The organism is Tateyamaria armeniaca (genome assembly GCF_045797845.1).
Lineage (GTDB): Bacteria > Pseudomonadota > Alphaproteobacteria > Rhodobacterales > Rhodobacteraceae > Tateyamaria > Tateyamaria armeniaca.
This window is the reverse complement of the sequence record NZ_JBHDIY010000002.1, coordinates 1,509,082-1,525,034: the sequence shown is the minus strand read 5'-3', so window position 1 is coordinate 1,525,034 and position 15,953 is coordinate 1,509,082. Positions and strand designations below refer to the sequence as shown.

The window sequence follows — 15,953 nt, the reverse complement described above, 5'->3', positions numbered from 1 at the left end:
TGTGATGCCGCCCCGGATGTGTGCCTCAGGTCCGGCGACGACGCCACAGACCCAGCGCGCCCAGTCCCGTCAGCAACAAGACACCACCGGCAGGCAGGGGTACGGCAGGCGGCGCCGTACCAACCAGCGAGAAATTGTCAAACCCGACCGTCTCGCTTGGATTGCTCCAGCTTTCGGCGCGGATGGCGAACTCTGTCACATCGGCCAGAACGTCTTCCCAGATCGACTGGCTCACACCGAACAGCGACGCGGTGAGGGTGGCCGAAGCGGACTGCCACGTGGCCGTCGGATCATTCAGGATCACATCGGCACCAATCGTGCGGCCCGCGCCTGTCAACAGCAGTTGACCAAAACTTTCGATGTAACCGCCAGCGGCCTGTGCCGTCTGGATGTAGTCAACGGAAAACGCAGCACCATCAAAGGCGCTCAGATCACCGACCCATTCCGGACCAAAGGTCACGGCCATAAAACCGCTCGCCGTATCGACGACCGACAAATACGGATCGCTGGCACCACCAGGTCCACCGTTGATGACACTGCCCGCACCACCGTTGATCACGCCAAAACCGTTCAGCGTCCCGTCGTTGAAATTTTCGGTGAGGGTCATGGCCTGTGCGCCAGCGCCTGCAAGGGTCAAAGCCGCACAAACGGCAACTGCTTTCAAATACATTCAAACAATCCTTTCGATTTACAACAGCGCAACCGTAGCACGAATTTCGCGACTCACCAATCGCGCAAGGTGAAGGACATCAGCACATGACGACACTCCCCACCTCCACCCAGAAAAAGCTCGGACTGGTGATCGACCTCGACACCTGTGTCGGCTGTCATGCCTGCGTGATTTCGTGCAAGGGCTGGAATACCGAAAACTACGGGGCCGCCCTGTCGGACACGGATGCCTATGGGGCCAACCCATCCGGCACGTTCCTCAACCGCGTGCACAGTTACGAGGTGCAGCCCAAGCCGACCAGCGAACAGCCCGCGCCCGAGGCGCAACTGATCCATTTCCCCAAATCCTGCCTGCATTGCGACGACGCGCCCTGCGTGACCGTGTGCCCCACGGGCGCCAGCTACAAACGGGTCGAGGACGGCATCGTGCTGGTCAACGAATCCGACTGCATCGGTTGCGGCTTGTGCGCATGGGCCTGCCCTTACGGTGCCCGCGAAATGGACGCGGTCGAAAAGGTGATGAAAAAATGCACGCTCTGCGTCGACCGCATCTACAACGAAAACCTGCCCGAGATTGACCGCGAACCCGCCTGCGTGCGGACCTGCCCTGCAGGCGCGCGCCATTTCGGCGACTTTGCCGATCCCGACAGCAACGTGTCCAAGCTGACGGCCGAACGCGGCGGCATGAACCTGATGCCGGAACAGGGCACCAAACCGGTGAACAAATACCTGCCGCCACGCCCCAAGGACACGCTGTCCGCACCTGCAGGCGATATCGACATCCTCGCCCCCTACCTCGAACCCGTGGCGCAAGAGGCCAAAGGCTTTCTCGGCTGGCTCGACAAAACGCTGGAGAAGATCTGATGCATCCCGCTCCGTCCGTCATATTCTTCACCGTGTTCAGCGGCATTGGCTTCGGCCTACTGACCTTTCTTGGGCTCGGCTTTCCGGCTGTCACCGGCTGGACCGCCTTTGCGTTCTTCGTCATCGCCTATCTTGCAGCAGTGGGCGGGCTGATCTCGTCCACCTTCCACCTTGGCCACCCCGAACGCGCCCTCAAGGCGTTCACGCAATGGCGCTCGTCATGGCTCAGCCGCGAAGGGTGGTGCGCCGTCATCGCCCTGATCACCATGGGTCTCTACGGGCTTGGCCTTGTGTTCTTTGACCAACGATGGACCCTGCTGGGCCTGATCGGGTCGGTGTTTTCGGTGCTGACCGTGTTCACGACGTCAATGATCTACACCCAGCTCAAGACCATACCGCGCTGGAATTCACCGCTGACGCCCGTGATGTTCCTCAGCTATTCGCTGGCCGCCGGGGCGCTGCTGTCCGGGCAGGAACCGTGGGCGATCATCCTGCTTCTCATCGCAGGGGTGGCCCAGATCATCCTTTGGGCGCAGGGCGACGGCGCTTTGGCACGTTCGGGCACGACGCTGGCGACGGCCACCGGGCTGGGGCCACGCGGTGACGTGCGCGCGTTCGAACCGCCCCATACCGGCACCAATTATCTGCTCAAGGAATTTGCCTTCACCGTGGGGCGCAAGCACAGCCAGAAGGTGCGGATCATCTCGATCGTGCTGATGGCGGGGGTGCCGATCCTGCTGTTGCTGCCGCCGTTCTCGCATGGGCTTATCGCGCTGGCCGTGGCAAGCCACGTAGCAGGCGCTCTGGCCTCCCGCTGGCTGTTCTTTGCAGAGGCCGAACATGTGGTCGGCCTCTACTACGGCAAACGCTGAAGCAATGGTGGGCAGAATGCCCACCAGCCTTACATCAAACCGGCGTGACGCAACCCATCATCGACCAGCGCCTTGGTCTCATCCGTCAGCGTGGTCAGCGGCAGGCGCACCTCGTCTGAACACAGGTCCAGACGGGACATCGCGTATTTGACACCGGCCAGCCCGGGTTCGGTGAACACTGCCTTGTGCAACGGCATCACCTTGTCCTGAATATCCAGCGCCGTGGCATAGTCCCCGGCAAGGCAAGCCTCCTGCATCTGGCTGAGCAGTTTGGGCGCCACGTTGCCCGTGACGGTGATGCAGCCGGTGCCGCCCTGGGCGTTGAACCCGTGCGCGGTGGCATCCTCGCCCGAAAGCTGGATGAAATCCTTGCCACACGACATCCGCTGAAAACTGACACGCGCCAGATCGCCCGTTGCGTCCTTGACCCCGATGATGCGCGGCAGTTTGGCCAACTCACCCATTGTGGCCGGGGTCATGTCGATCACAGACCGCGGCGGGATGTTGTAGATCACAATCGGGATGTCGGCGCAGTCGTGCAGCGCCTCGTAATGCGCGATCAACCCGCGCTGGGTCGGCTTGTTGTAATAAGGGGTCACGACAAGTGCGGCGTCCGCGCCCACTTTCTTGGCAAACTGCACAAAACGGACCGCTTCGGCGGTGTTGTTGGACCCGGCCCCGGCAATCACCGGAATGCGGCCCGCAACAGTTTTCACAACTGTTTCAATGACGGTCTCATGCTCTTCGTGGCTCAGCGTCGGGCTTTCACCTGTGGTGCCTACGGGGGCCAGCCCATGACTGCCCTGTTCGATATGCCACTCGACCAGCTTCTTGAGGGTTTCCAGATCCAAAGCGCCGTTACGAAACGGCGTGACGAGGGCAGGTATAGAACCTTTTAACATTCTCACGCTCCTTTTTTACGTGTGGCAGGCAGAGGGCCTGGGATGATTTATCGCCGATCCCGGAAAGTTCAGTTGAAACGTCACCGTGCCGGGATAAGCTATGTGCCTCTAGCCATGCACACACGGGAATTGCAAGAGATGAGCCGTTTTGCCGCCGCCCTGATCGCGCTTTTCCTGATGGTTGTGTCCGCTTGGGCCGAGCGTCCGCGCCCCTTGGGCTGGGCGATGGAGGCGATGCGGAACGGCGACTGGAACGTGGCCGCAACACTCGCCGCACGCGACGGCCCCGTCGCCGCAGACGTTATAGAATGGCACCGCCTGCGCGCCGGACGCGGCAGTTACACCGACATCATCGCCTTTCTGGATCGCCGCCCGGACTGGCCCGGCGAGGACTATCTGCGCCGCCGCTCTGAACCCGCCGTCGCGGCCGCCGGGGCAGAGGCCATTCGCGCGTTTTACAGCGCTTCGCCGCCGCAAACTGCCACCGGCGTTCTGGATTACGCCGCCGCACAGATCGAGGCGGGCAATGATGGCGAGGCGCAGGCCAGCGTGGTCATGGCGTGGCGCACCCTGCCGATGCGCGCACCGACACAGGCGCTTTACGTCTCGCTCTACCGCGATCTTCTGGCCCCGCATCATAGCGCACGGGTGGCTGCAATGCTTTGGGACGGGGCGCGGGATAATGCGCAAAACATGTTCGACCTGTTGCCCGAGGGTCAGGTTGCGCTGGCCCGAGCGCGCATCGCCCTGCAGGCCCGCGCAGGCAATGTCGATGCACGGATCGAGGCCGTGCCAGAGGCGCTTCAGAATGACCCCGGACTTGCCCATGACCGCTTTGAATGGCGCATCCGCAAGGGGCGGTGGGCCGATGCCAAGGCGTTGCTGCTGGAACGGTCAGCCTCGGCAGAGACGTTGGGGCGACCCGAGGCATGGGCCAACCGCCGCCGCGCCATGGCCCGCGATGAAATGCGGGACGGCGACGCCATGCGCGCCTATCAACTGGCCTCTCAGCATTTCCTGACATCGGGGTCCAGTTTCGCCGATCTGGAATGGCTTTCGGGGTATATCGCCCTGCGCAAACTGGACGATCCAGAACTGGCGCTGGGGCATTTTCAGGCCCACCGCGACGCGACACGGTCCCCGATTTCGCGCGGGCGGGCCGGGTACTGGATCGGGCGGGCGCATGAAGCAATGGGGCAGGAAACCGAGGCTCTCGCCGCCTATACCGAAGGCGCTCAATACCAGACGTCGTTTTATGGATTGCTGGCCGCCGAACGCGCCGCCCTGCCGACAGACCCGGATCTGGACGGATCAGAATCCTTTCCCGACTGGCGCGACTCAGCGCTTGCAGAGCGTGATCTGTTCGAGGCCGGGATGCTCCTGCAAGCCTCGGGCGACCTCAGCGTGGCCGAACGCTTCTGGACGCACCTCGCCGAAAGCCTTGAGCGTGAAGACGCCGGGCAGTTGGGCCAAGCCGCCATAGACATGGATCAACCCCACCTTGCCGTGATGATCGCCAAGCGCGTGGCCCAGCGCGGCATCACCCTGCACGCGCCCTACTACCCCCTCCATCCGCTGGCTAAGGCGGATTTGCCCATGGCCCCGGAAATGAACCTGTCCATCGCCCGGCGCGAAAGCGAATTTGATCCTGCCGTTCAATCCGGCGTCGGGGCGCGCGGCCTCATGCAGATCATGCCCGCCACGGCCAAGGAAGTGGCAGCATCCCTCGGGCGCAGCGCGGATCACAGCACGGGCAGGCTGATCTCCGATCCGGTGTACAATGCCGAACTGGGTGCGACCTTCCTCAGCCAGTTGGCGGGGCGGTTTGGCGGCAACGTGGTGCTGATGTCCGCCGCCTACAATGCCGGGCCCAGCCGACCGATCCGCTGGATGACGCTGTATGGCGATCCGCGCAATGGGTCGGACGATTTCGACATGATCGACTGGATCGAACACATCCCGTTCCGCGAAACCCGTAACTACGTGATGCGGGTCGCTGAAAGCCTGCCGATCTACCGCGCGCGTCTGGGCCGCGATGCCCTGCCGATCCCGTTCAGCGCGGAACTGACCGGCTCAACCCTGCTGCCGTTCACGCCATAGGGTGAACAGACCCGCCGCCACGACAATCAGCGCACCCACCGCGACATTGACCTCCAAGGCTTCGCCAAAGACGGCGATACCGACGCCTGCCGCAAACACCATCTGAAAATAGGCAAACGGCTGAACGGCGCTCGCCTCGGCGACTTCGTAACAGCGGATCAGCAGCCAGTGGCCCAGCGATCCGGTGATGCACAGCGTGCCCATCCACATCCAGTCCGTGTTGCTCATCGGCTCCCAAAACCACAGACCCACGGCCGTCATCCCCACGGCCCCCACCGTGCCGGTCCAGAAAAAGCTGGTGGCGGTGGTGTCGTCCCGCGCCACGTAACGGGTCAGCAGGCCGTAGGTGGCAAACATGATCGCCGCGATCAGCGGGATGATGGCCGCCGGATTGAACACACCCAGCCCGGGCTTGAGGATAAACAGCACACCGATAAAACCGACCCCGATGGCCACCCAGCGCCGCCACCCGACACGCTCGCCCAGAATGGGGCCCGAAAGGGCGGCCACCAGCAGCGGATAGGCGGCAAAGACCGCGTGGCTTTCGACCAGCCCCAGGATGGTGAACCCTGTGACCATAACGCAGATTTCCGCCGCCAGCAGCGCCCCGCGTGTCATCTGGATCACCGGACGCGATGTGCGCGCCGCCGCGATGATCCCACCCGCCCTGCGGGACGCGACGGCGATGACGAAGGCCGCAAAGAACCAGTACCGGATCATCACGACCATGTAGACGTTGTACTCCGCCGCCAGATGACGCGACACGCCGTCCTGCGCGGCAAAGACAACCGAAGTGGCAATCATCAGCGTGATGCCAAGGCGCGTGTTATTGCCCGCACTCATCGCAAAATGGCGCGGGTCATGTGACGTTTGCGCCCGAACCCGGGCACGCGCGACACGTCAAAGCCTGCTGCTTCCAACCCCCGGCGGACAAACCCTGCCGCCGTATAGGTCGCAACCGTGCCGCGGGCGGCAGTATGGCGCGCCACCTCGACCATCAGGTCCGCCCCCCACATCTCGGGGTTTTTTGCGGGCGAAAACCCATCCAGAAACCATGCATCCGCGCGACCCTTCCAGTCAGGCAGGGTCTGGCGCACATCACCCATGATGACGGTCAGCGTTGCATCGTCGAACTGCGCGCACCCATCACTGCCCAGCCGGTCGATCAATGCCTCGGCCAGCGGTGCAAGTTCGGGAAAAGCGGAAAGGGCGGCGGCCATGTCAGCGCGGTCCATCGGATAGGCCTCAAAACTGGTGAAATGAAACCTGCCCGTCATGCCAGCCGCGCGCCAAGCCGCCCACGTGGTCAGGAAATTCAGCCCGGTACCAAACCCGAGTTCGGCAATCGCAAACCCGTCGCGAAACCGCGCGGGCAGGTCGTTGCCGCCCAGAAACACATGCCGGGTCTCGGCCAGACCGTTCTCAAGGCTGAAATACGGGTCATCAAACCGCAGCGACACCGGTACCGCACCATCGCGCCATTCCAGTTCTGCCCGCTGGTCCTGCATCGTCTGTCCTTGTAAGTGAAACGCAAAGCGCTGCGCGACATTGGCGGAAGGATATGGGCTTGGCAACGGACAAGATCACGATACGCGGCGCGGGTATTTTCGGCCTGTCGATCGCGTGGGTTCTGACCCGGCGCGGTGCCAGGGTGCAGGTGATCGACCCGCATGGGCTGGCGGCGGGTGCCAGTGGTGGCATCGTCGGCGCGCTGGCCCCGCATGTGCCGGAAAACTGGAACCCCAAAAAGCAATTCCAACTGGAAAGCCTGCTGATGGCCGAAGTGTTCTGGCAAGAGGTTGAGGCTGCGGGCGGTCAGTCGCCCGGCTACGCACGCACCGGTCGCCTGCAGCCCATTGCAGATGAAGCCGCCCTCGCCCTTGCCCGTCAGCGGGCGGACACCGCCAAGGCGCTGTGGGGCGATGCGGCCACATGGAACGTCCGCAAGGTGCAGGACCAAAGGTGGAGCGCCAACAGCCCGACAGGGTTCGAAATCCACGATACACTCAGCGCCCGCATTCACCCGCGTCAGGCCTGCGCGGCATTGGCCGCAGCGCTCGCGGCAAAGGGCGTTGAGGTGCTGGCCGACGCACCGGACACATCAATCACCGTGCACGCCACGGGGGTTGCCGGGCTGGACACCCTCAACGACACGCACTCCCGTCTCGTGGGGGCGGGCATCAAGGGGCAGGCCGCCTTACTCGAATTCTCGGCCCCGGAGGCCCCGCAACTGTTCGCAGATACGCTGCACATCATCCCACATGCCGACGGAACGACCGCCATCGGGTCCACGACCGAGCGTGAATATGACGACCCGACCAGCACCGATGTACAGCTTGACGACATCATCGCCCGCGCCCGCGCCGCCGTCCCTACCTTGCGCGACGCGCCTGTCCTTGCGCGGTGGGCGGGCCTGCGTCCGCGCAGCCGCAGCCGCGCACCAATGCTGGGCGCATGGCCTGACAGGCCCGGGCACTTCATCGCCAATGGCGGGTTCAAGATCGGGTTCGGCATGGCCCCAAAGGTCGCACATACCATGGCTGACCTGATCCTTGATGGGCGCGACACCATCCCGCCGGGGTTCGAGGTTGCCGCCTCGTTCTAGGCGCGGGCCACCATGCACTGCCGCCCATCCGGCCCGCGCACCCACATGTCACGCCCCTTGCGACACAGCGTTGCCGCCTCGTGGTGCATCAGCGGGGCGGTCGCGCGGAATGTGAACTCTGTCAGCGGCCCAAGACTGCGCTGCGCCATCAGCATCAGATGCTGGGCCAGCAGTGGGCCATGGACAACAAGCCCGTCATACCCTTCGACCTCGCGGGCATAGGGCTGATCATAATGAATGCGGTGCCCGTTGAATGTCAGCGCCGAATAGCGAAACAACAGCGTGGCATCGAAATGCACGGCCTCCGCCTTGTCCTCATCCGTCGCCGCCACAGGGGGTGCCGGGTGCGGCGCATTCGGGTCCGGATCAGAGCGGTAGACCAGATCCTGCCATTCGGTAAGGCACAGCACATCGCCCTGCCACAGCTCGTGGCGCAGGGTGACAAAGGCAAGCGGGCCAGTCCGCCCATCTTTGCGCGTCGCCGCCTCGCAGACCGATACGCGCGTGGCCTCAGCCCCCAATCGCAACGGTTGTTCAAAACGCAGACGTCCCCCGGCCCACATGCGGCGCGGCAGGCCCATGTCGGGGATCAGACCCCCCACCTTCGGATGCCCGTCACGGCCCAACTCGCTGGCAGGCACCGGACTCCAGAAATAAAGCTGGTGAAAGAACGGCGGCAGCGCATCCCCCGCCTGCAAAGTCGCAGCCTGCCCCAGCGCCATCTGCATGGCCTGCGCGCGCGCCGGGTCCAGCACATCGCTTTGACGAACGGGCGGGGAAAGGTCATCCTGCATGGGTCTGATCATGGCCAAGGAATGCACGATGGAACAGCCCAAACTGACCAGCCTTGACCATCTTGTACTGACCGTGGCGGACATCGACGTGGCCGTCGCATTCTACACCAAGGTGCTGGGCATGACGCACACACCGTTCAAGGTGGCCGATGGCAGCACGCGGCATGCCGTGGCTTTCGGGACGTCCAAGATCAACCTGCACAAGGCAGGGGCCGAATTCGATCCCAAAGCTGATGCGCCGACACCCGGCAGTGCGGATTTGTGTTTTCTCTCCGACACGCCGCTGGCGGTCTGGCAAGACCACCTGTCGGCACACAACGTAACCATCGAAGAAGGCCCCGTGCCGCGCAGCGGGGCGCAAGGGCCGATCCTGTCGCTCTACCTGCGTGACCCGGACGGCAACCTGATCGAGGTGAGCACGCCTAGACCCTGATCTCGGCCTTCAGGTTCTCCATGAGGGCCGTGAGGTCCTTGATATACATCTCGCCCGTCAGTTGGTCCGCATCATCAAACTGGGAACCCGCAGCCGCCAGATGCATCTCCGGACCCATCAACAGGCGGGGGCGGAAGGGCACCATATAGGTGCGCAGGATCAACTGTGCGCGCTCTCCACCGGCGCGACCCGCGGCAGAGGACATGACCGCAACAGGCTTGCCGGCCCACGGGTTGCCGTCTGTCCGGCTGACCCAATCCAGCGCGTTTTTCAAGGCACCCGATGGGCCCTTGTTGTATTCCGGAGTCGAAATCAACACCGCATCGGCATCCGCGATCTGGCGCGACAGGGTCACTGCAGGCTCAACAACGCCCTCTGCCTCTTCCAGATCACCGTCATAAAGGGGCATCTGCAAATCGGCCTCGACATAGGTGCAGGGGCCAAACAGGCGCGCGGCCTCGCGCAGCAGTTTGCGGTTGCTCGAACCCTTGCGCAGTGATCCGGAAATCCCCAGCAGTGTCGGTGTCGTCATGTTCTGTCTCCTGTTGCTCGACAGGAACATGACGCCCGACCTGCGCAAAGCAAGAGGCCCGCGACGATATCACGGGCCTCTGCAAGATCGACGCAATGTCGGTGCTTATGCGTTGGGCAGAATGACGATCTCGACCCGGCGGTTCTGGGCCTTGCCCTCGGGGGTAAAGTTCGTCGCGATGGGCTGGCTCTCGCCACGCCCGAAGGTGCGCACGCGGTTGAACGGCACACCCTGGTTCAGCAACACGTCAGCCACGGCATTGGCGCGCCGCTCGCTCAGCTGCTGGTTGGAGGCCGCGTCGCCGTCAGAATCCGTGTGCCCGACGATCTGGATCGTGGACTGCGGATAGCGCTGCAGGCTGTTGGCAAGGGCCGCCATGTCATTGTTCAGACCCGGGCGCACGGTAAAGCTGCCAGAGGCGAACAGGATCGCCTGCGGGAAGGACACGATCAGGCGGTCGCCGGTGTTGGTGATCGTGACACCGCTGTCCAGATCGCGGCGCAACTCGGCCTCTTGCTGATCAAGGTTGTAACCGATGCCGGCACCCACGGCGCCCCCGACAAGGGCCCCGACCAATGCACCATCGCCGCGGTTGTCGTCCTTGATCAACGCGCCCAGCACAGCGCCCGACGCTGCGCCAATCGCGGCACCCTGATTGCGGTTCTGGTTGGGATTGTCAGGGCTGAATGTTGCGGAATCACAGGCCGCCAGCACAAGAACGGCGCCAAGCGCTGCGGAAAAGGGAAGTCTCATCATTTGTCTATCCTACTGCCTTCAAAAATGGCCCCGTTCGGGCAGGGCACCTTGTGAAACCCAAGATAGGCATGCTGTGTTCCCGTAAAACAGGGGGAAATTCACATAAGCGGCATCTTGCGCACCCTTATTTGGTGCAAATGCGCACCTATAGCGTCGTTTCAGGCCTCGGCGCGCGCAGATCTCGTAGGCCAGCAAGGCGCGCTTGACCGGCAAGCCCCAGTGATAGCCTCCAAGACCCCCGATTTCCGCAAGGCCCGGTGGCACGGGATCAGCCAACTGACCGGGTTGCGGCCCACCGCAGTGCCCACGGCGCGCACCGCACGCGGATTGCCGATACTGCCCGCAATCTCGGAATAGGTGGTCACGTGACCGCTTGGAATCTGTAAGAGCGCCTCCCAGACCTTGATCTGAAACGGGGCACCGATCAGGTACAGCGGCGCTTCTTTCAACTCCGCATCCTCGGCCCCGAAGGCCGCCAGCACCCAGGGGCGCAACCGCATCGGGTCTTCGACAAAATCGGCCTTGGGCCAGCGGCGCACCAGATCCTGCATGGCCCAGTCTTCGCCCATCTCGGCGGCAAACCCGAGGCCACAAATACCCTTGTCTGTGCCCATCACCAGCGCGAGGCCAAAGGGGCTGTCAAACCATCCCCAAAAGATCGTCAGACCCGCACCGCCCTTGGCATAATCGCCCGGGCTCATCGCCTCCCAGCGCAGGAACAGATCATGCAGCCGCCCCGACCCGCTCAGGCCGCTGGCATGGGCCGTCTCAAGGGTGGAAAACCGGCTCTCAAGCAGCGCCTTGGCATGGCCCAGCGTCAGATATTGCTGATACCGCTTGGGCGACACCCCGACCCAGCGGGAAAAGATACGCTGAAAATGCGCCGGGCTCATGCCCATTTCACCCGCAAGCGCATCAAGGCTCAGCGTATCCTCGGCCCCGTCGATCAGATCAATCGCGCGGCGCATGACGTTGAAGTGGTAGCCGGTATCGGCCTCGGAGATCGTTGTGTGTTCCATGCCCTCAAAGATAGGCGAAGCAGGCAGGCCAAGCGACCCGTTTCCTGCGGGATATACCGGGGTGATGTGCCCGCTGTATGAAAACCACGTGCGATGACGAATTCGCCAATGCCACGCGGTTCCGGCAATTCCACCGGTTGGTGACAGGCCGCGATGCAACCTTCTGAACACACAGTAAGATGTAAATTTCGGGCAGGCCACTTTGTTCCGGGGTGCGCTCGGCCTTGGGTGAAGCGCCGGAGATCGAGCCGATGCGCCCTGTTTTAACTTCGTGCCCAAGCCATGTATTCTCCTGCATGACATCGAAGTCATATTGAAACCATTGCCATGTTTGGAGACTGCCTCGTGACCAAACCATTGCTGATACTCGATCAGTATTTCCGGACAGTCGAAGAACTATTTGATCCCGACACCTACGATGAACTGTCTTCAATATGCCGGATCGAGGGTGGGCAGGATCAGCCCATGGACATCGAACGCGTCTCTGCGCTGTTGAAAGAGGCGACGTTTCTGGTGGCCGCGCGGCCCCGGGTGACGCAGGCAGACATTCAATCTGCGCCAAACCTGCGCGCCGTCATCGAAGTGTCCGGTGCCTTCAACGACGGGATCGACTATGCCGCCTGTTTCGAACGCGGCATCGACGTGCTGTCCTGCGCACCGGGATTTCGCGAAGCCGTTGCCGAGATGGGCCTTGCCATGCTGCTTTCCGCATCGCGCGGACTGGTGGCGGAACACGAGGCGTTTCGTCAGGGCGGGGAATCCTGGCTCGATGATCGGGAAGAGACTGATTTCACAGTTTACCGCCAGCAGATCGGTTTCATCGGTTACGGCAATATTGCACGCGAGATGCACGCCCTCTTGCGTCCATTTGCGCCAAAGATCTCGGCCTATGATCCTTGGTTGACTACCTTTCCCCAGGACGTGTCGCCGTTGGGTCTGGACGACATTTTCAAACAGTGCCGCGCAATCATTGTCGCTGCGGTGCCGGATGCCGACAACCGCCACATGATCGGGGCCAAACAGATCGACGCCATGCAAACCGGATCGGCGCTGATCCTCATAAGCCGGGCGCATGTGCTGGATTTCGATGTGGCCGTTCAAGCCGCATCAGCAGGGCGGATAACCTTCGCCACGGATGTGTTTCCAAGCGAACCTGCCGATAAGGACCATCCGATCAGGACCGCCCCAAACGTCATCCTGTCACCCCATCGCGCCGCCGCGGTGCCTCGTGGCCGTCAACTGATCGGTCGGATGATACTGCATGATGTGAAATCGGTACTGAATGGCGACACGAGGCGTCAGTTGGTGCCCGCCAACCCAAGCCGCGTCGAAGGTCTCATCGCCGCGCAACGCGCCATAGAAAAGTCAGGGAAACTGGACGCGACCTAGCCCGGCACCGCAACGCGGATCGGATTTGCGCGGCAATGGCGCTGCGGGCGCGTGGTCTGCGTTTGCCACGTGTTCCGCCCGGAAATTCACCTGTCCGGGACGCAGCGGGCACATGCATCCTTCAGCCCGATCCAAGTGGAAAGTGTTAACAGATTCCTAAACCGCCTCTGTAAGCCATTGAAATTACTGACCACGGAAGATGTCCCAGCGTGGGACACCTGCCAGCCGACCTTCCGTCTCAGACAAGACAAGGGGTCACATCCACACCTTGCCCGCCCGCCCAAATTTGCCCATACCTCGGCCCATGGCCAAGCAACTCGATTATCACACGATCCGCGCGATCTTTTCCCGGTTCCAGACCGCTGACCCCGAACCCAAGGGCGAGCTGGAGCACGTGAATGTCTACACTCTCGCCGTCGCCGTCGCCCTGTCGGCACAAGCCACGGATGCGGGCGTGAACAAGGCCACAAGGGCCCTGTTCCAGATCGCCGACACGCCGCAAAAGATGCTCGACCTCGGGATCGAAGGACTGACCGAGCACATCAAGACCATCGGCCTGTTTCGCCAGAAGGCCAAGAACGTGATGAAGCTGAGCCAGATACTGGTGGATCATTACGGCGGCGAGGTCCCCAATTCCCGCGCCGCATTGCAATCCCTGCCCGGCGTGGGGCGCAAGACGGCCAATGTGGTGTTGAACATGTGGTGGCACCACCCCGCACAGGCGGTCGACACCCATATCTTTCGCCTCGGCAACCGCACCGGCATCGCGCCGGGCAAGACCGTGGATGCGGTCGAGCGGGCCATCGAAGACAACATTCCGGCCGATTTCCAGCTGCACGCCCATCACTGGATGATCCTGCATGGCCGCTATACATGCGTGGCGCGCAAGCCCAAATGCGGGGCCTGCCTGATCCGCGATCTCTGCCCCTTTGAGGATAAAACCGAATGACCAAATACACGCTCGCCGGCATCGGCAACGCCGTTGTCGATGTGATTGCCCATGCCGACGATTCCTTTCTTGACCTGATGGGGATCGAAAAGGGGATCATGCAACTGATCGAACAGGACCGGGGTGAGCTTCTCTATGCGGCGATGAATGACCGGCTGCAAACCCCGGGCGGGGCCGTGGCCAATACCATCGCGGGCGTGGGTGCGCTGGGTCTGCCGACCGCCTTTATCGGCCGCGTGCATGACGACGCTCTGGGGCGGTTTTATGCCGAATCCATGCAAAACAGTGGCACCGATTTCGTCAACGCCCCTGTCGCGGGCGGGGAATTGCCCACGTCCCGTTCGATGATCTTTGTGTCACCCGACGGGGAGAGGTCGATGAACACCTATCTGGGCATTTCGACCGAACTTGGCCCTGATGACGTGCCCGATGATGTGGCCACGAACGCGCAGATCATGTTTCTCGAGGGCTACCTCTTTGACAAAGACAAGGGCAAGGAAGCGTTCCGGCAGGCATCGCGCCTGACCCGCAAATCGGGGGGCAAAGCAGGCATCGCCATTTCCGACCCGTTCTGCGTAGATCGCCACCGCGCCGATTTCCTCGACATGATCGGGAACGAACTGGACTATGTGATCGGCAACGAACACGAGATCATGTCCTTGTACGAAACCGACGACCTTGAGGGCGCGATGGCCAAGACGATGGACATGATCGATCTGATGGTGTGCACCCGGTCTGGCGATGGCGTGACGATCATGGGCCGCGGCGAACGCCATGACATCCCGGTCGAGACGGTGACGCCTGTCGATGCCACGGGCGCGGGCGACCAATTTGCCGCCGGGTTCATCTATGGGCTGGCCACCGGGCGCGATCTGGCCACGTGCGGACGAATGGGCAATCTATGTGCCGCCGAGGTGATCAGCCATATCGGCCCCCGCCCGCAGGTGGACATGCGGCAGCAGTTTGCCGCCGCCGGTCTGGAATAGATGCTGAGCGACGGCTATCACGCAGTCCCGCCCGGCAAAGTGGCTGTGGTGATTACGCAGCTTGAGATGCGTGCGCCCCAGCTGCGCGGTGCGACGCTGCCGGACGGGCTGACCTTTGTCGAAATCACACCGGATGTCGCCACCTACCGCGATTTGTTCCGGCGCGTGGGCGAAGACTGGTTGTGGTATGGACGTACACTGTTGTCCGACGCCGATCTGGCGCAGATTCTGGACGATCCGGACACCCGGCATTTCACCCTGATGCACGAGGGGCAGTCAGAGGCCCTGCTTGAGCTGGATTTTCGGGAAGATGGCGCGTGCGAACTGACCTATTTTGGCCTGACTTCAAAGCTGATTGGCAAGGGCGCCGGCGCCTATCTGATGGACCGGGCAATGCAGTGCGCCTTTGACAAACCGATCAAGCGTTTTCACGTGCACACCTGCACCATCGACAGCCAGCAGGCGCTGGCGTTTTATCAGCGTTCAGGGTTCAGGCCGGTGTTGCAAAAGATCGAGATCGCGGATGATCCACGGCTCCACCACGGCTATGACCGCCGCCTTGCACCGCATGTGCCGATCATCGATCCCTAGCGCAAGGACGACTCGCATTTGCGCCCCAAAAGGCAATCGCGGAGTTCCATGATCTGTTCGTCGTTCGGCGCGCCGAACAGAAACCCACCGCAGGCATTCGTGTTCAGCACGTAACTGTGTGACGTCTTGCGCAGAAAGGCGAGAACCGGGCCCGGTTCCGGTTTTGGGCACCACGGACCTGCGCATTCCACTTCCAGAACCACGTCCGTCTCAAACGCCTGTGGCACGCCGCGCGGGCCAAGGGCGTCGCCCTTGAACGTGGCCGGGATCAGCGTTTTGCCGGGCACTTCGGTCTGTTTTTCCCAATCGACCTTTGGCACCATGGCGGGGTCAAAATTCAACTCGCCAAGGACGGGCACATACCCTTCTTCGGCATTGGCGGCCTGCAGGTAGGCGTCGCTGACTCGGTGCGGCATGCAGGACAGGGCAAAGGCAGGCAAAGGCAAAACCATCAACGCAAGAACCAGAAACCGCATGCTTCACCTTCCTTCA

General features: G+C 62.4%; 17 protein-coding genes and 1 pseudogene. 9 read left to right on the top strand and 9 right to left on the bottom strand.

The window, feature by feature from the left end; all coding sequences use genetic code 11:
- Nucleotides 1-25 precede the first annotated feature (25 nt).
- The gene (locus ACERZ8_RS07600) at nucleotides 26-670 is read right to left on the bottom strand and encodes a VPLPA-CTERM sorting domain-containing protein (protein WP_407591647.1); all 645 of its coding nucleotides are present in this window, start codon (nucleotides 668-670) and stop codon (nucleotides 26-28) included.
- A gap of 86 nt (nucleotides 671-756) precedes the next feature.
- On the opposite strand from ACERZ8_RS07600, the gene ACERZ8_RS07595 reads away from it, so the two are divergent.
- The gene (locus tag ACERZ8_RS07595; protein WP_407591646.1) at nucleotides 757-1,533 is read left to right on the top strand and encodes a 4Fe-4S dicluster domain-containing protein; all 777 of its coding nucleotides are present in this window, start codon (nucleotides 757-759) and stop codon (nucleotides 1,531-1,533) included.
- A complete protein-coding gene (locus ACERZ8_RS07590) occupies nucleotides 1,533-2,405 on the top strand; it encodes a dimethyl sulfoxide reductase anchor subunit family protein (RefSeq protein ID WP_407591645.1) in 873 nt (290 codons plus the stop codon). The genes ACERZ8_RS07595 and ACERZ8_RS07590 overlap by 1 nt, the downstream gene beginning before the upstream one ends.
- A 29-nt stretch (nucleotides 2,406-2,434) precedes the next feature.
- Here the strand turns inward: ACERZ8_RS07590 and dapA are convergent, their stop codons facing one another.
- The gene (gene dapA, locus ACERZ8_RS07585) at nucleotides 2,435-3,307 is read right to left on the bottom strand and encodes a 4-hydroxy-tetrahydrodipicolinate synthase (RefSeq protein ID WP_407591644.1); all 873 of its coding nucleotides are present in this window, start codon (nucleotides 3,305-3,307) and stop codon (nucleotides 2,435-2,437) included.
- A gap of 138 nt (nucleotides 3,308-3,445) precedes the next feature.
- Here dapA and ACERZ8_RS07580 point away from each other — a divergent pair, with 138 nt between their 5' ends.
- Nucleotides 3,446-5,407 (top strand): lytic transglycosylase domain-containing protein, encoded by a 1,962-nt coding sequence (locus ACERZ8_RS07580; protein WP_407591643.1) that lies wholly within the window; start codon nucleotides 3,446-3,448, stop codon nucleotides 5,405-5,407.
- On the opposite strand, the gene ACERZ8_RS07575 is transcribed toward ACERZ8_RS07580, so the two are convergent.
- Together ACERZ8_RS07575 and mnmD are read right to left on the bottom strand one after the other, a co-directional pair.
- Nucleotides 5,381-6,250, bottom strand: a complete 870-nt coding sequence (locus ACERZ8_RS07575) for a DMT family transporter (protein ID WP_407591642.1) — start codon at nucleotides 6,248-6,250, stop codon at nucleotides 5,381-5,383. The genes ACERZ8_RS07580 and ACERZ8_RS07575 overlap by 27 nt on opposite strands.
- On the bottom strand, nucleotides 6,247-6,915 hold the full coding sequence (gene mnmD, locus ACERZ8_RS07570; protein ID WP_407591641.1) for a tRNA (5-methylaminomethyl-2-thiouridine)(34)-methyltransferase MnmD: 669 nt from the start codon (nucleotides 6,913-6,915) through the stop codon (nucleotides 6,247-6,249). The genes ACERZ8_RS07575 and mnmD overlap by 4 nt, the downstream gene beginning before the upstream one ends.
- Before the next feature lie 59 nt (nucleotides 6,916-6,974).
- Here mnmD and ACERZ8_RS07565 point away from each other — a divergent pair, with 59 nt between their 5' ends.
- Nucleotides 6,975-8,012, top strand: coding sequence for an NAD(P)/FAD-dependent oxidoreductase (locus ACERZ8_RS07565; RefSeq protein WP_407591640.1), 1,038 nt, complete (start codon nucleotides 6,975-6,977; stop codon nucleotides 8,010-8,012).
- Here the strand turns inward: ACERZ8_RS07565 and ACERZ8_RS07560 are convergent.
- Nucleotides 8,009-8,806, bottom strand: coding sequence for an FAS1-like dehydratase domain-containing protein (locus ACERZ8_RS07560; protein ID WP_407591639.1), 798 nt, complete (start codon nucleotides 8,804-8,806; stop codon nucleotides 8,009-8,011). The genes ACERZ8_RS07565 and ACERZ8_RS07560 overlap by 4 nt on opposite strands.
- Between ACERZ8_RS07560 and ACERZ8_RS07555 the strand changes: the two genes are divergently transcribed.
- Nucleotides 8,805-9,239, top strand: coding sequence for a VOC family protein (locus tag ACERZ8_RS07555; RefSeq protein WP_407591638.1), 435 nt, complete (start codon nucleotides 8,805-8,807; stop codon nucleotides 9,237-9,239). The genes ACERZ8_RS07560 and ACERZ8_RS07555 overlap by 2 nt on opposite strands.
- Here the strand turns inward: ACERZ8_RS07555 and ACERZ8_RS07550 are convergent.
- The 3 genes and pseudogenes from ACERZ8_RS07550 to ACERZ8_RS07540 form a co-directional block, all read right to left on the bottom strand.
- Nucleotides 9,229-9,771, bottom strand: coding sequence for an NADPH-dependent FMN reductase (locus ACERZ8_RS07550; RefSeq protein ID WP_407591637.1), 543 nt, complete (start codon nucleotides 9,769-9,771; stop codon nucleotides 9,229-9,231). The genes ACERZ8_RS07555 and ACERZ8_RS07550 overlap by 11 nt on opposite strands.
- Before the next feature lie 105 nt (nucleotides 9,772-9,876).
- The gene (locus ACERZ8_RS07545; RefSeq protein WP_407594204.1) at nucleotides 9,877-10,524 is read right to left on the bottom strand and encodes an OmpA family protein; all 648 of its coding nucleotides are present in this window, start codon (nucleotides 10,522-10,524) and stop codon (nucleotides 9,877-9,879) included.
- Nucleotides 10,525-10,685: 161 nt separating this feature from the next.
- Nucleotides 10,686-11,546 (bottom strand): annotated as a pseudogene (locus ACERZ8_RS07540) (methylated-DNA--[protein]-cysteine S-methyltransferase).
- 327 nt (nucleotides 11,547-11,873) lie between these two features.
- Between ACERZ8_RS07540 and ACERZ8_RS07535 the strand changes: the two are divergent.
- The 4 genes from ACERZ8_RS07535 to ACERZ8_RS07520 all read left to right on the top strand — a co-directional run bounded on the left by ACERZ8_RS07535 (nucleotide 11,874) and on the right by ACERZ8_RS07520 (nucleotide 15,461).
- On the top strand, nucleotides 11,874-12,935 hold the full coding sequence (locus tag ACERZ8_RS07535; protein ID WP_407591636.1) for an NAD(P)-dependent oxidoreductase: 1,062 nt from the start codon (nucleotides 11,874-11,876) through the stop codon (nucleotides 12,933-12,935).
- Between the two features lie 304 nt (nucleotides 12,936-13,239).
- A complete protein-coding gene (gene nth / locus ACERZ8_RS07530) occupies nucleotides 13,240-13,884 on the top strand; it encodes an endonuclease III (RefSeq protein ID WP_407591635.1) in 645 nt (214 codons plus the stop codon).
- Nucleotides 13,881-14,870, top strand: coding sequence for an adenosine kinase (locus tag ACERZ8_RS07525; RefSeq protein WP_407591634.1), 990 nt, complete (start codon nucleotides 13,881-13,883; stop codon nucleotides 14,868-14,870). Before nth ends, ACERZ8_RS07525 begins: the two co-directional genes overlap by 4 nt.
- Complete coding sequence (locus ACERZ8_RS07520; protein WP_407591633.1) at nucleotides 14,871-15,461, top strand: GNAT family N-acetyltransferase; 591 nt, start codon at nucleotides 14,871-14,873, stop codon at nucleotides 15,459-15,461.
- Here ACERZ8_RS07520 and ACERZ8_RS07515 read toward each other — a convergent pair.
- Nucleotides 15,458-15,937 carry a hypothetical protein gene (locus tag ACERZ8_RS07515; protein ID WP_407591632.1) on the bottom strand — a complete coding sequence of 160 codons (480 nt, stop codon included), beginning with the start codon at nucleotides 15,935-15,937 and terminating at the stop codon, nucleotides 15,458-15,460. The genes ACERZ8_RS07520 and ACERZ8_RS07515 overlap by 4 nt on opposite strands.
- Between the last annotated feature and the right edge of the window lie 16 nt (nucleotides 15,938-15,953).